A 13,506-nucleotide genomic window follows, 5' to 3' on the forward strand; every position below is an offset into this window, starting at 1 on the left:
GGTGGGAGGCCCAAATGTGAGCCTCCCATATTCATTTAGATCTCAACCGAAACACTGCCGATGGGGTTAGAGCAGCACGCCAGGATGTACCCCGCTTCGATGTCATCCTCTGAAATGCCGCCATTGTGCACCATATGCACCTCACCTTCGGTTTTCTTGACCTTGCACGTGCCGCAGACTCCGAACGTGCAGCCCGAGGGAATGTTCAGCCCAGCCGCTTTGGCCGCCCCCAGGACCGTATCAGTTTCAGCGCATTTATGCGTAACATCAGATAGGCTGAAATGCAGCTCAGCTGTTGTGGCACTATCTGGCACCACGTCATCCAGATCCGGGGCGTCGGCTTCAGTTGCGACCGGTGCTCCAAAGCTCTCTTGATGGTAATTCTCCATGTCAAAGCCAAGCCCAGTCAGCGCCTCGCGCACGGCCTGCATGAAAGGTTCCGGACCGCAGCAATAGACTTCGCGGTCGAGATAATCCGGCGCCATCAAGCCCAACATCAGCTGGTTGAAATAGCCCTGATATCCGGTCCAAGGGCGGTACGAGTCCGGCTCTTCCACAACGAATTTCAGATCCAACCCCGGTGTGCGGCTGGCCATTTGCTCCAATCGCTGGCGGAATATGATCTCGGATGGGCGGCTGGCACAGTTGATGAACACCACGTCCAGATTGCCCCCTTCATCCCACATGCAGGTTGTCATGGACATCATTGGCGTGATGCCGGAGCCAGCCGAAATAAACAGGTATTTCTGCGCCCGGCTCCCAGCATTGCTGAACAGCCCGGCCGGGCCGATCGCCCGTATCGTCATACCCGGCTTCAGATTGTCCAACATCCAGCGTGTCCCAATACTGTCTGGCTGGGCTTTGGCGGTGATGGTGATAGACCGCGGCCGTGAAGGCGACGACGAGATTGTATAGGTCCGATGCACCATGCCTCCCGGCTGATCCAGCGCCGGAATTTCCAAGGTCAGAAACTGGCCCGGATCATAGGCAAAAAGTGCCCCCGACGGTGCACGAAAGGAGAAACTTGCCGTGTTGGGCATTTCCGGAACAACTGACACGCATTCCAACAACTCACTGTCGGACCAGATGGCCGGTGCGGATTTTTGGCTGAGTTCATTCATCTTCTCACTCCGCCGCAATCAGGTTACGCCCGGTCAGGCGGCGTGTCAGCTGGCTTGCATACCAATCTCCGAACTGGATGACACCACTTTCCTGCGATGGCGAATACGGCCCTGGCGTATAGACGGGTGAATTGATGCCCTGCTGGTTGTCTTCCACCACAATGCGATCCTCGTCGTTGGTAGCAATCCAGACCTCAGTCAGGCGTTTGAGGTCATAGTCCACGCCCTCTTCGGCGTCCTTGTGGACCAGCCATTTGGTGGTGACTTCGGTTTCGGTCGGACTGACTGGATTGATACAGAACACAATAGAATGATCCGGGAGGAAGTGATTCCATGTGCTCGGATAGTGAAATTGCAAAAGCGTGCCTGCATCGGCAAACGGAATTTTGCCTAAATTTTTGCTGACGGCAGCTTTGCCATTCATGGTAAAACTGACAGCGCCATCCAACAACGGCATGCGCGCGACGCGAAACTGCCCGCGATTTTGATCCAGCTGGAATCGTGCTGCGACGCCAACGGCTTCAATCCGGTCAAAATGGTCCTGTACCTTAGGCGGGACACCGTCTTCTGAGACCCCTGTCACTGCGGGATCTTCGGGATAGCTGCGGCACAGCGACGGGTGATTTCCCGCACAGTGATAACACTCACGATTGTTCTCCCAGACCAATTTCCAATTGCCGTTCTCGACGATGGAACTTTCGAAGGCGACTTTGGCATTTCCAAGATCATGAGGGGCCAAATAGGGGCGCACCAAATCTGCAAATACCTCAAAATCCGGCGCTTCATCCGCGAGACAGATGTAGATCAACCCTTCAAGATCACGACAATGAACCGTTTTCAAACCGTGTTGCGAGGGGTTGAAATCCGGCCCCATATCACGCGCCCACAACAGCGTTCCATCCAATTCATAGGTCCATTGGTGATAGGGGCAGACCAGCTTGGGGGTATTTCCCTTTTTGGCTTTGCACACAACCGAACCACGGTGTCGGCATGCATTGTGAAATGCCCGTACCAGGCCATCGACACCGCGTACGATAATCACGTTGTAGGCGCCAACCTGATGGGTGACGAAGCTGCCTGACTTAGGCAGCTCGCACGCTGGAATGGCAAATAGCCATTCGCGGTAGAACACCTCTCGCATATCCAGATCGAATACACCGGGATCATTGTAGAACGCTTGTTCAAGGGAATAATTTTTTTGACGGCCCATAAGTTTGGCCAAGATCTCGCTGTCGTGGAGCATAAGCACCCCTCTTTGCCGCAACCCCGCGGCGTTTCGCTAGGATGGATGACATAAGAGACCGCTTCGGAAGCGCACGAGGAGCACGTCCGACATCAGCCCCCACCGCCACCCGCAGTTTGACATATTCGCAAGGCTGGTTTCCGGACTTAGAAGGGGTTGACGGTCTGCAGCACCTTCCCGGGATCCTCGTCCCAGTGGTTTTTGCCGCAGTACACCTTCTTTACCGTTGCGGGGGCAGTGCCGGATTCTCACCGACTTCCCAATTATCCGCCGCGCCAAGAAGCGACAGCGGCACCTTACACGCACAAACTATGCAAGACGCGTGTTTTTGCAGGAATGCAAACGACACATACCAAACCAAAAACGGACGAACTGTCAAAATACCGGAGCGTCATTCAGCCCAGACTCCGGGCAAAAATTTAGCTGGCCGCTTTCGGACCGATAACCGTGAAGGCACCCTTCGTGCGGGTCTCTGGTGTGTCAGGACGACAGCGGGGTACTTTCGCTTGCCAGCAGTTCTGATGCTGCCTACCGTGCGGAATATCAAATAGAAAAGTTATTGTTATGCTGGAAATCGGTCTGCCTCTTCTTGGGCTATTGGGTTTGGTGATTGTAGTTGGAGTGCCATATCTACTGGTGTCTCACGCGCGACTAAAGGCACGGGTGGCTGTCTTGGAAGCCAGCCACGCTAGCGGTAAGGCTCCAGGCAGAACAGAAGCAAAAAACGTCGAAGAGATTGCTAACCCTGCGCCGAGCGGCAAGGACGAAGAAAATGCGGTCGAACCATGGGATGGTGCGTCTAGAGCGGCGCTGCAATCCCCAGCAACAACCAGTGTCCAATCTACCACTGAAACGGTTAGCTCGGATATGCCCTCCCCCAACATATCAATTGCCAACCAGGAAGCGCAGCCGCAAGAAACGCCACGCGCGTTTGTCTTTCAAGAAGACACCTACAGAAAGCTCAATCAGTGGCTGCGCGAAAACTGGGTACTCACGGCTGGGGCTGCATCGCTGGCGCTTGCTGGAGTCTTTATGGTGCAGTACGGCGCCGAACACGGATTACTGACCCCTTTCTGGAGGGTCATGGCGGCTCTCGGATTCGGCACCGCACTTATTGCAGGTGGTGAGGTGATCCGCCGCCGCTTTGGGGATGATGTCGAGGGTAGCGTGCAGTACCTTCCGTCCGCTCTTGCGGGGGCCGGACTGATTGCACTTTTCTCGGGTATCATTTCTGCGCGGGCAATGTATGGCTTGCTGGATCCTGGTTCGACTTTTGCGGCGCTCTGCTTGGTGTCAATTCTGGCAATGATACTAGGATGGTTTTACGGACCATTGCTCAGCGCACTTGGGCTAATAGGAGCCACTGCAGCACCTTTTCTAGTTGGCGGACAATCCGACTCCCCATGGTTATTCTACTACTACTTCGCACTGATCGCGATGGTTGGCTTGGCGGTTGATACGGTTAAACGCTGGGCATGGGTGTCCGTTCTGGCACTGTTTGCCACTATATCAGCGAACTTACTGCTGTTCCTGACAGATGCGGGTGGGCTGCATTTTTTGATTGCAACACTGCTGATTGCAGGCGCCGCAATTGTTATTCCAGAGCGGAGCCTGACGCCGCATCATAGCGGTTCCTCCTTGCTGGATATGCGCCGTTTGGTGAATGGAACGCAGAAGTTTCCTGAATTCACAACTCGTCTATCCGCCGCCGTCACCGGTGCTGCGTCAGCCAGTGCGATGCTGGTGGTTCTCGATGCAGGAAAACCGGAAGAGGTGTATCTTGGTATCGCCACTCTGATGATACTCTTGATCGCCACGATGATTTGGATGCGCCAAGCGCCTGCACTGTTCGATCATGCGCTGCTTCCCGGTTTGGCGATTCTGGCAGTGCCAGTGATCGAAGCAATTTCTTTCGGACCGCTGTTCCGCGAGTTCTTGGCAGGAGCCCAACGCCCGCCTGAGACTTCCGCACCCTCAACTGTATGGATCTTAACTACAATTGGTGGGTTTGGCTCCTTGCTCGCATTTTTCCGTATGCAGCAGGTCGAGGGGGCCAGCAACGCCGGAGACAATACTCCGGTCTTTTGGGCCTTGGCAGCGGCTGTCTACGCGCCGACTATGATGCTGGTGCTGGAGTTCCTCTGGCAACCCGCTGCCGTCACCACCGCATACCCCTGGGCTCTGGCGGTTATCGCGATGGCGGCCCTAATGACTCTGTTGGCCGAGCGGACTGCACGAGGTCGCGACATCGAGCAGCGCGCTCTGAGGGTCGCTCTGTTTGCCATCGCCGCACTGACGCTGATCGCGCTGGCATTCTTCTTGCTCCTCGCCAAAAACGCCCTGACCTTAGCTTTGGCAGTAATGGTGCTTCTGACAGTGCTCATTGATCGCAAATTTGATCTTCCCGCTCTAGGCCTTTTCGCTCAAGTTGGCTCCGCGATCATTACCTACAGGTTGGTTATCGATCCAGGGGTCCCATGGGCTACTGACTTTGAACTGGTTGAACAGATCTCGGTGCCCAACTCGCCAATTTCTCAAGTGCTGATGGCTTACATTGGCACGCTGACTTTGATGATAGGAGCATGGTATTTCGCGCGAGATATCAGACCAAAGGTCGCTCTAATTCTAGAAAGCACCCTTGCTACGATCGGCGCCGTGTTTATTAGCGTTATGATCGTCCGGGTGATTTCGGGACCCGGTGGCGGCAGTCATCCCGATATCGGACTGATGGCAACTGTCTGGGCGGCCTCGATGGTCAACCAACTGTACCGCATGCAGAGCAGCGGCCGCTTCAGCCTTTACGTTCGAGGCGGGTTGGCCGCTATCTATGGGCTGGCATCGTTGTTCTTGCTGATCGCGCTGTTCGGGGACGCAAACCCACTCATAAGCAGTTATGAACTAGTCTCTGGGCCGCCGATCTTGGATTCACTTGCTGCAGCGTTTCTACCGCTCAGCTGCATCTTCGCAGTGGCAGCATGGAAGGTGGCGCATTTTGGCCACCGGGTGAGGGCCTCGTTTACCGCTGCATCCAGCTTCTTGATCGCATGGTATACTGCCTTGGAAATCAGACGTTTATGGCGTGGAAACGATCTGACGGTCCCTGGCATAACTGACCCCGAACTTTATACATATACGCTTGCGTTGTTAGTCACATCGATAGCCATCCTAACCGTTGCGTTCTGGCGCCGTTCGAACCTGTTGCGAAAATTCGCCTTGGGAGGAGTGGTGCTGACAATCGCTAAGGTGTTCCTGATCGATATGAGCGGACTTTCTGGGCTAATACGGGTTTTCTCATTTATGGGGCTGGGACTGGTCCTTATCGGGTTGGCATGGATTAACCGCATCATGAAAGCGCAATGGAACAAGGGCAAACCCGCAACCGACTAAGTGTTACGGCGTTCTACGGTAGCAATGGCTTTGCTGCACAAACGGCGTGAGGGATTCCATGTTTGAATCCAGTGGGGTAGCAATACCAGTGGGCAGTTGGTCACCTACGACGTACAAGACCAGGAACTAGCCTTCGTACAACACGGCGCTGAGGCAGCGCGGTTCGCTATCGATCTGGTTTGATCCCGATATGGGATGGTAAGCTCCGGCGACCGGCAAGCGCACTCGTCAGCGCGCGTTCAGCGACGCGGCAATCCAGATTTGTCTCACGATGAAGATACTATTCGGCATGCCCCTTCGCCAGACGAGCGGCGTCCTCGAAAGCTTGTTGCGGCTGGCAGGCTTTGACTGGAAGCCACCGAACTTCAGCACTCTGTGCCGCCGCCGCGTAAGAATGCCCAATTATGGAAGCCTACCACGGCAGGAGCCATCGCACGAAACGATGCCGTGAGGGCCTGCAAATATCCTAGACGGGCACTCTGGCGAAAGTTGAATGGCTATCACCGTCGAAGCCTCGCAGAAAGCAACCCTCTCGGGACAGTGCTGCGCACTGCTCTGCCGGTCAGCGGATGGACTGTGTCAAACGTGTTGACCAAGACATCATGGCACGAGACTTCGACCGACAGGTCGCTGATCTCCAGATCCCGATCGCTGTGCTCGACCGCTACACCGCTCTTGGCATACCACTCACAGAGCCCGCATGATAAGTCCTTTGGGAAAAGGAAAAATGCGCTTTTCAGGAAAAAATCCACACGTTCAGCCGAGGGTACAAAACCAATATCGCCCCGCCGCGATTTCATGCGGCGGGGCGATATAAAACTCTGTTTGCAAAGACCTGCGGGAGGCCGCTCGCGCGGCTTACGGCAGGATGGCGAGCCGCTTCAGGAAGAGCGATTTCACTGCATCTGCATCAACGCCCATGTAGACATCGATGGGCAAGCGGGCACTGTCAGCGGCGAGGCGGGTTTCGCCCGAGGTCTCACCTTCGCAGGACACTTCCATCGCCACTGCACGTGCGGTGAACAACTCCGGATGGGTACAGGCAATGACCGCAGCCGGATCGTGCAGCGAGCAGCCATCGAACTTTCCAACGGTTTCGTAAAAATGCAGATAGAAAACCGACATTTCCTGCAGCATACCGCCCAGTTCCGGTGACGTCGCCGCGATAGCGGAAAAATCTTCCTTGGTGCACAGGATGCGATGGGTCACATCAAGGCCCACCATTTCGACCTTTGCACCAGAGCCAAAGACGACGTCAGCGGCATGGGGGTCATGATAGATGTTGGCCTCGGCGTGCGGGGTGATATTTCCGCCCTCCTCAAGCGAGCCACCCATGATGACAATGCGTTTCACGTTCTTGGCGAACTCAGCATCGCGCTGAATGGCGTGGGCGATATTGGTCAAGGGACCAATCGGGCAAACCACCAACTCACCCTTGTGTTCACGCGCCATGCGGATCAGGAAATCAGCCGCGTCTTCGTCCAGGGCCTGTCCCTTGGGTGTCTTGGCCGGGATATCACCAAAACCTTCAGCACCGTGCACATGGGCCGATGGCGTGAAGGGCGGCAGCACCAACGGAGTCTCCGCGCCATGCGCAACGGGCAGGTCCAGACCAGCAGCTTCCAGCAAACGCAACGCGTTGCGGGTCGCCGTTTTGGTGGTCACATTGCCAAAGATCGTGGTGAGCCCCAATAGATCAATGTCAGGCGCTGCCGCTGCGTAGAAAATCGCCATGGCATCGTCGATACCGGGATCCGTGTCGATGATCAGCTTTGTCATTTTTATCCTTCCGACTGATTAATCGTGGGGGTTTAGCATTTTCGTTAGCGATAACTCAAGCCTGCCACTTTCAGGAATAGGCGACAACTCTATCAAGAAAATGCCCGCCTTCGCGAGAAGACGGGCATCAAATGCTCTGTGAGTTCTGCGAGGATCAGGTGTTGAACAGGAAGTGCAGCACATCGCCATCCTTGACGACATAGCCCTTGCCTTCGGCGCGCATTTTGCCCGCTTCCTTGGCGCCTTGCTCACCGTTGTGTGCGATGAAGTCTTCATAAGCGATGGTTTCGGCGCGGATGAAGCCCTTCTCGAAGTCGCCATGGATGACGCCCGCAGCCTGCGGTGCCGCGGTCCCCGTGCGGATGGTCCACGCGCGCGCCTCCTTAGGTCCGACGGTGAAGTAGGTTTCCAGATGCAACAGCTCGTAGCCCGCACGGATCAGGCGATCCAGACCTGCCTCGGCCAGCCCCATTTCAGAAAGAAACATTTCTGCCTCTTCCGGCTCAAGCTGGCTGATCTCTTCCTCGATCTGAGCGGATATGATTACATGGGAATTGCCCTGGCCTGCCGCCATCTCAGCCACTTTGGCAGAGTATTCATTGCCTTCGACAGACTCACTCTCACCGACGTTGCAGACGTAAAGCACCGGCTTGGTGGTCAGCAGCTGCAACATTTTCCAGGCCTTGGCATCTTCGGCGTCGACCTCAACCAAACGGGCAGGTTTCCCCTCCTCCAGCATCGCTTGTGCGTCCGCCAAAAGACGATCCTGCTGCTGGGCTTCTTTGTCATTTCCCTTCAGCTTGCGCACCAGATTGGCGCGACGCTTCTCGATGCTTTCAAGATCGGAGAGCATCAGCTCAGTCTCGATCACCTCGGCATCGGCCACCGGATCGACGCGGCCATCCACATGGGTCACGTCGCCGTCCTCAAAACAACGCAGCACATGGGCAATGGCATCGGTTTCACGGATATTGGCCAGGAACTGATTGCCCAGGCCTTCACCTTGTGAAGCGCCTTTGACGAGGCCTGCGATATCAACAAAAGTCATCCGGGTCGGAATGATCTGTTTGGATCCGGCAATCGCGGCCAGCTTGTCCAGCCGGGCGTCCGGCACGCCAACTTCGCCGACGTTTGGTTCGATGGTGCAAAACGGAAAGTTCGCCGCCTGCGCCGATGCGGTTTTCGTCAATGCGTTGAACAGGGTCGACTTACCGACGTTCGGCAGACCCACGATTCCCATTTTAAAGCCCATTCCGGCCTCCTGATGCCACTTGGGAGGTGCTTCTAGGCAGCATTTTGCAGTGACGCAAGCGGCCATCGCCCGACATGCCTAAAGGCCGCCGTGCGTATTGCACATTAGGGCCGCAACCGGGCGTCCATGACGTTGGCCGGAAAACAAAAGCAGATTTTGTGCAACTATTTGGTGACAGTTGCGTTTCTGTGACGGGATCGTGACCAGATAAGCCTGCTGCCTTATGGACTTTTTCCCAACTTATAGGATCATTTCAGCCAAGCTGACCAACACGAGATTATCATCATGAGCATTCGCACCTTCGTTACAGCAGCCTATATTGCCAGCGCGTTCACACTGGCCAGCGCACTGCCTGCTGCTGCACAAGACTGGATTTTTAGCGCAGGGTATTCAAGTTTTTCACGTGCAGGCGCTGAAGACAGTGCACTTGTCTCAGTCGAATATCAGCACGACGCCTTTTGGCAGCGCGGCAACTTTGACGCATTGTTCGGTGCCGCACTTGATGTGCAGACAACAGGTGATCTGTTCGTCGGCGCGGGCGTAGTTGGCAAATGGCACTTACGGCAAGGTTGGTTCATTGAGACCAGCGTCATGCCCGGAGCCTATGCGGAAAGCGTGAGACTGAATGACCTTGGCTCTACGTTTGAAATCCGCAGCGCATTGGCCGTTGGTAAGACTTTTGAGAACGGCCGGGCGCTATCGCTGGCGTTGACCCATAAGTCCAATGCGTCGACGGCGGATATCAACCCTGGGGTAAATTCTCTGCTTCTGCGCTGGCATGTTCCATTCAAAGGCTGAGTGATACCGCAGGCTGATCCATCACAGTAAGGCTGTGCACGGGATTGATTTCCGCCGAAACATTCGGCACACCGGGGCAGACACTCTTAAAAGGCCCGATCATGACCCGCATTGACGCCAAATTCGCTGACTTAAAAGCTGCCAATAAAAAGGCCTTTGTCGCCTATGTTATGGCGGGTGACCCTGATTTTGAAACCTCACTTGAGTTGATCAAAGGCCTGCCCGGCGCCGGTGTAGACGTGATCGAACTGGGCCTGCCCTTTACCGATCCAATGGCAGACGGTCCAACCATCCAGCTGGCAGGCCAGCGCGCCTTGGAAGCGGGCATGACGCTACAGCGTACTTTGGATCTTGCCCGTACCTTCCGCAAAGAAGACAACACTACGCCAATCGTGATGATGGGCTACTACAACCCAATCTACAGCCGGGGCGTCGAAACCTTTTTGAAGGATGCCAAAGAAGCCGGTATCGACGGTCTGATCGTTGTGGATCTGCCGCCCGAAGAAGACAGCGAACTCTGCCTGCCTGCACAGCAGGCCGGCCTGAATTTTATCCGGCTGGCCACCCCAACCACAGATGACAAGCGCCTGCCCCGTGTGCTGCAAAACACCTCAGGCTTTGTCTACTATGTGTCGATCACTGGGATTACCGGCGCCGCCGAGGCAGAAGCCACCAATGTCGGCCCAGAAGTGGCACGGATCAAAGTCAAGACCGATCTGCCTGTAATTGTCGGCTTTGGCATCAATACGCCGGAGAAATCAAAAGCCATCGCATCCGTTGCAGATGGCGCCGTGGTCGGCTCGGCGATTGTCAGCCAGATTGGCGCTGGCAAACCCGTGGGAGAGGTCCTCAGCTTCGTCAAGTCTCTCGCAGACGGTGCGCACTCCGCCTAACTCACTATTCAGCAAAGATCTTTGTAAAGGCCGCGCCGGATTGGTGCGGCCTTTTTGCTGTGTCGAAATCATGGATTGCGCTTTCGTCCTCCAATTGGTAAAAATTTATTACCAACTCAGGGTGAGGACAAAGCCGTGCCGGTCATTACCAATATCAACGATCTGAAACGCATCTACGAACGCCGCGTCCCGCAGATGTTCTATGACTATGCAGAAAGTGGTAGCTGGACCGAGCAGACCTTTCGCGACAATACCAACGACTTTGAAAAAATCCGCCTGCGCCAGCGGGTGGCCGTAGATATGGCTGGGCGCAGCACAGCCAGTCAGATGATTGGGCAGGACGTGTCGATGCCAGTCGCCCTCGCCCCGGTCGGCCTGATGGGAATGCAGCACGCAGATGGCGAGATCAAAGCCGCGCGCGCGGCCGAAGCCTTCGGTGTGCCCTTCACGCTGTCGACCATGTCCATCAACTCGATCGAGGAAGTGGCCGAAGCGACGACGCAACCTTTCTGGTTCCAGCTCTATACTATGAAGGACGAGGACTATGTGAGACGCCTGATTGCCCGCGCGAAGGCAGCAAAATGCTCGGCGCTGGTGATCACGCTGGACCTGCAGATCCTGGGACAACGCCACAAGGATCTGAAAAACGGCCTCTCCGCCCCGCCAAAGCTCACGCCCAAGACCATTGCCAACCTGATGACGAAATGGACATGGGGGCTGCAAATGCTAGGCGCCAAACGGCGCAACTTCGGCAATATCGTCGGCCATGTGGAGGGGATTTCCGATGCGTCCTCTCTTGGTGCTTGGACGGCGGAACAGTTTGATCCCTCGCTTGATTGGAGCAAAATCGCCAAGCTCATCGAACTCTGGGACGGCAAAGTCATTCTTAAGGGCATTCTGGATGTCGAAGATGCCAAAATAGCCGCCAAGCTTGGCGCGGATGCCATTGTAGTGTCCAACCATGGTGGCCGCCAACTCGACGGGGCGCTCAGCTCAATTCAGATGCTGCCCGCAATCATGGATGCGGTTGGTGATCAGATTGAAGTTCATCTGGACAGCGGTATTCGCTCAGGGCAGGACGTATTGAAAGCCCTGGCGCTGGGGGCCAAGGGCACCATGATCGGACGCGCCTTTGTCTACGGATTGGGCGCTATGGGTCAGCACGGAGTGACACGCGCGCTGGAGGTCCTGCACAAGGAACTGGATACCACCATGGCGTTATGCGGAGAGAAATCCGTCGCAGATCTTGGCCGCCACAATCTCTTGGTACCGGAAGATTTCGGCGGGCGCTGGCAGAAATAGACGGCATCGCATCAGCCCTCGTCTGGTTTGCGACTTGCAATATCGGCCAATCCGGTCTATGCGCACGGCTTCACGCGGGGTGACAGCCTTGGAGGCACCCCCATTATCAAATTGGAGAATTATCATGGCTGGTCAGATTCCTGATCTTGTTTGCCAAGAACGTACGGGGTCGGGCAAGGGCGCCGCTCGTGCAGCACGTCGTGCTGGCATGGTTCCTGGTGTTGTATTTGGTGGCGACGCGGACCCCGTGTCCATCCAGATCCCCTTCAACGAACTGCTGAAAAAACTGAAAGCCGGTCGCTTCAAGTCCACGCTGTGGAACCTGAAAGTGGAAGGCCAGGAAGACGTGCGCGTGATCTGCCGCGACGTACAGCGTGATGTTGTAAAAGACCTGCCTACGCACTTCGACCTGATGCGTCTGCGTCGCACCTCGAAAGTGAATCTCTTCGTTCCTGTTGAGTTCATCAACGAAGAAGAAGCGCCCGGTATCAAGCGTGGCGGCGTTCTGACCGCTGTGCGTCCCGAGGTAGAGCTGGTTGTGACCGCCGGTGACATCCCCGAGAAGCTGGTTGTTGACCTGGCCGGTCTGAACGTTGGCGACACCGTCACCATCTCGGCGATCAAGCTGCCCGAAGGTGCAAAGCCGACCATCGACCGTGACTTCGTCGTGGCCAACATCTCTGCTCCGTCGGGCCTGAAGTCCGCAGACAACGAAGCGTCTGACGACGAAGCCGAAGCGGCCGCAGAAGAATAAGCTCCAACCGAAAGGTTTGGAACGTGAGAGCGAGGCCAGTATTGGCCTCGCTTTTTTTGTCTGCACTTAAGATAGGGCATGTCGCACTGACCACCTGCTCACACAGAATTATTTGCAGGGTCTGGATTTTTATCCTGAAACGCGCGATGTAGCGCCATAAGACAGTTCCCCATCCCAAACACATCGTTGAAGTGTGCATGAAACTATTTGTTGGCCTTGGAAATCCCGGTGCGAAATACGCAGGCAACCGGCATAATATTGGCTTCATGGCTCTGGATCAGATCGCCAGCGACCATGGGTTCTCGCCCTGGAAGTCCAAGTTTCAGGCTCAGATCAGCGAAGGCGTTCTTGGCCGCACCAAAGTGCTGCTGCTGAAACCGCAGACCTTTATGAACCTATCCGGCCAATCCGTTGGCGAGGCTATGCGGTTTTACAAACTGACCCCTGCTGATGTGACTGTCCTTCACGACGAGTTGGACCTGGCACCGGGCAAAGCCCGGGTCAAACAAGGCGGCGGACATGCCGGTCACAACGGGTTGCGCTCGATCCATTCGCACATTGGCGCCGACTATGGCCGTGTCCGCCTAGGCATTGGCCATCCCGGTCATAAGGACGCTGTCGCAGGCTATGTGCTGCGTGATTTTACCAAGGCAGATGAAACCTGGCTCGACGACCTGATGCGCGGTATTTCCGATGGCGCCGCTCAACTCGCCGCAGGTGATGGCGGGAAATTCATGAATGCCGTGGCGCTGCGCGTCGCACCACCGCGCAGCTCTTCTGGTTCAGGCGCTGCAGCCAAAGGGCGCACCGATGCCCCCAGCTCAAAAAAAACGGCACAGCCCGACAGGTCTGACGCCCAGAAGACGCCCCCCATTGCCGCAGAGCCGTCCGCTGTGCAGAGCGCTGATGAAACCGCGCCGTCCGCCATTGAACGGCTTCTAAACAAATTTAAGTAACCAAAGTTTCCGTTGCGTCCT

The 13,506-nt window shown here is 55.9% G+C and carries 10 protein-coding genes, 1 pseudogene and 1 riboswitch; of the genes and pseudogenes, 7 read left to right on the plus strand and 4 right to left on the minus strand.

What is annotated here, in order from left to right; genetic code table 11:
* Positions 1 to 35: 35 nt before the first annotated feature.
* Together INHI_RS0113675 and INHI_RS0113680 are read right to left on the minus strand one after the other, a co-directional pair.
* Complete coding sequence (locus tag INHI_RS0113675; RefSeq protein ID WP_027248005.1) at positions 36 to 1,121, minus strand: FAD-binding oxidoreductase; 1,086 nt, start codon at positions 1,119 to 1,121, stop codon at positions 36 to 38.
* Between the two features lie 4 nt (positions 1,122 to 1,125).
* Positions 1,126 to 2,364 (minus strand): aromatic ring-hydroxylating oxygenase subunit alpha, encoded by a 1,239-nt coding sequence (locus tag INHI_RS0113680; protein WP_027248006.1) that lies wholly within the window; start codon positions 2,362 to 2,364, stop codon positions 1,126 to 1,128.
* A 114-nt stretch (positions 2,365 to 2,478) separates the two neighbouring features.
* A riboswitch (cobalamin riboswitch) is annotated at positions 2,479 to 2,678 on the minus strand.
* A 250-nt stretch (positions 2,679 to 2,928) separates the two neighbouring features.
* Between INHI_RS0113680 and INHI_RS0113685 the strand changes: the two genes are divergently transcribed.
* The gene (locus INHI_RS0113685) at positions 2,929 to 5,751 is read left to right on the plus strand and encodes a DUF2339 domain-containing protein (protein WP_027248007.1); all 2,823 of its coding nucleotides are present in this window, start codon (positions 2,929 to 2,931) and stop codon (positions 5,749 to 5,751) included.
* Positions 5,752 to 5,899: 148 nt separating this feature from the next.
* A pseudogene (locus tag INHI_RS20940) lies at positions 5,900 to 6,455 on the plus strand (transposase).
* Positions 6,456 to 6,609: 154 nt separating this feature from the next.
* On the opposite strand, the gene INHI_RS0113695 reads toward INHI_RS20940, so the two are convergent.
* Entirely contained in the window at positions 6,610 to 7,530 is a 921-nt protein-coding gene (locus INHI_RS0113695) for a nucleoside hydrolase (protein ID WP_014873596.1), read from the minus strand.
* 154 nt (positions 7,531 to 7,684) lie between these two features.
* Positions 7,685 to 8,782 (minus strand): redox-regulated ATPase YchF, encoded by a 1,098-nt coding sequence (gene ychF, locus INHI_RS0113700; RefSeq protein ID WP_014879156.1) that lies wholly within the window; start codon positions 8,780 to 8,782, stop codon positions 7,685 to 7,687.
* Between the two features lie 285 nt (positions 8,783 to 9,067).
* Here ychF and INHI_RS0113705 point away from each other — a divergent pair, with 285 nt between their 5' ends.
* From INHI_RS0113705 to pth, 5 genes are all read left to right on the plus strand, one after another.
* Positions 9,068 to 9,580: an acyloxyacyl hydrolase gene (locus tag INHI_RS0113705; RefSeq protein WP_027248009.1), complete on the plus strand. Its 513-nt coding sequence runs from the start codon at positions 9,068 to 9,070 to the stop codon at positions 9,578 to 9,580.
* A gap of 101 nt (positions 9,581 to 9,681) precedes the next feature.
* Positions 9,682 to 10,473 carry a tryptophan synthase subunit alpha gene (gene trpA, locus INHI_RS0113710; RefSeq protein WP_027248010.1) on the plus strand — a complete coding sequence of 264 codons (792 nt, stop codon included), beginning with the start codon at positions 9,682 to 9,684 and terminating at the stop codon, positions 10,471 to 10,473.
* Positions 10,474 to 10,608: 135 nt separating this feature from the next.
* On the plus strand, positions 10,609 to 11,775 hold the full coding sequence (locus INHI_RS0113715; protein ID WP_027248011.1) for an alpha-hydroxy acid oxidase: 1,167 nt from the start codon (positions 10,609 to 10,611) through the stop codon (positions 11,773 to 11,775).
* Positions 11,776 to 11,899: 124 nt separating this feature from the next.
* A complete protein-coding gene (locus INHI_RS0113720; protein WP_014873591.1) occupies positions 11,900 to 12,529 on the plus strand; it encodes a 50S ribosomal protein L25/general stress protein Ctc in 630 nt (209 codons plus the stop codon).
* A gap of 197 nt (positions 12,530 to 12,726) precedes the next feature.
* Positions 12,727 to 13,485, plus strand: a complete 759-nt coding sequence (pth, locus tag INHI_RS0113725) for an aminoacyl-tRNA hydrolase (RefSeq protein ID WP_027248012.1) — start codon at positions 12,727 to 12,729, stop codon at positions 13,483 to 13,485.
* Positions 13,486 to 13,506: the final 21 nt, after the last annotated feature.

The organism is Phaeobacter inhibens DSM 16374 (genome assembly GCF_000473105.1).
In the GTDB taxonomy this organism is placed as follows: domain Bacteria; phylum Pseudomonadota; class Alphaproteobacteria; order Rhodobacterales; family Rhodobacteraceae; genus Phaeobacter; species Phaeobacter inhibens.

Excerpts from the sequence above, each read along its gene's own strand:
- INHI_RS0113675 (WP_027248005.1), bottom strand. The coding sequence starts at position 1,121 with ATGAATGAACTCAGCCAAAAATCCGCACCGGCCATCTGGTCCGACAGT.
- INHI_RS0113680 (WP_027248006.1), bottom strand. The coding sequence starts at position 2,364 with ATGCTCCACGACAGCGAGATCTTGGCCAAACTTATGGGCCGTCAAAAA.
- INHI_RS0113685 (WP_027248007.1), top strand. The coding sequence starts at position 2,929 with ATGCTGGAAATCGGTCTGCCTCTTCTTGGGCTATTGGGTTTGGTGATT.
- INHI_RS0113695 (WP_014873596.1), bottom strand. The coding sequence starts at position 7,530 with ATGACAAAGCTGATCATCGACACGGATCCCGGTATCGACGATGCCATG.
- ychF (WP_014879156.1), bottom strand. The coding sequence starts at position 8,782 with ATGGGCTTTAAAATGGGAATCGTGGGTCTGCCGAACGTCGGTAAGTCG.
- INHI_RS0113705 (WP_027248009.1), top strand. The coding sequence starts at position 9,068 with ATGAGCATTCGCACCTTCGTTACAGCAGCCTATATTGCCAGCGCGTTC.
- trpA (WP_027248010.1), top strand. The coding sequence starts at position 9,682 with ATGACCCGCATTGACGCCAAATTCGCTGACTTAAAAGCTGCCAATAAA.
- INHI_RS0113720 (WP_014873591.1), top strand. The coding sequence starts at position 11,900 with ATGGCTGGTCAGATTCCTGATCTTGTTTGCCAAGAACGTACGGGGTCG.
- pth (WP_027248012.1), top strand. The coding sequence starts at position 12,727 with ATGAAACTATTTGTTGGCCTTGGAAATCCCGGTGCGAAATACGCAGGC.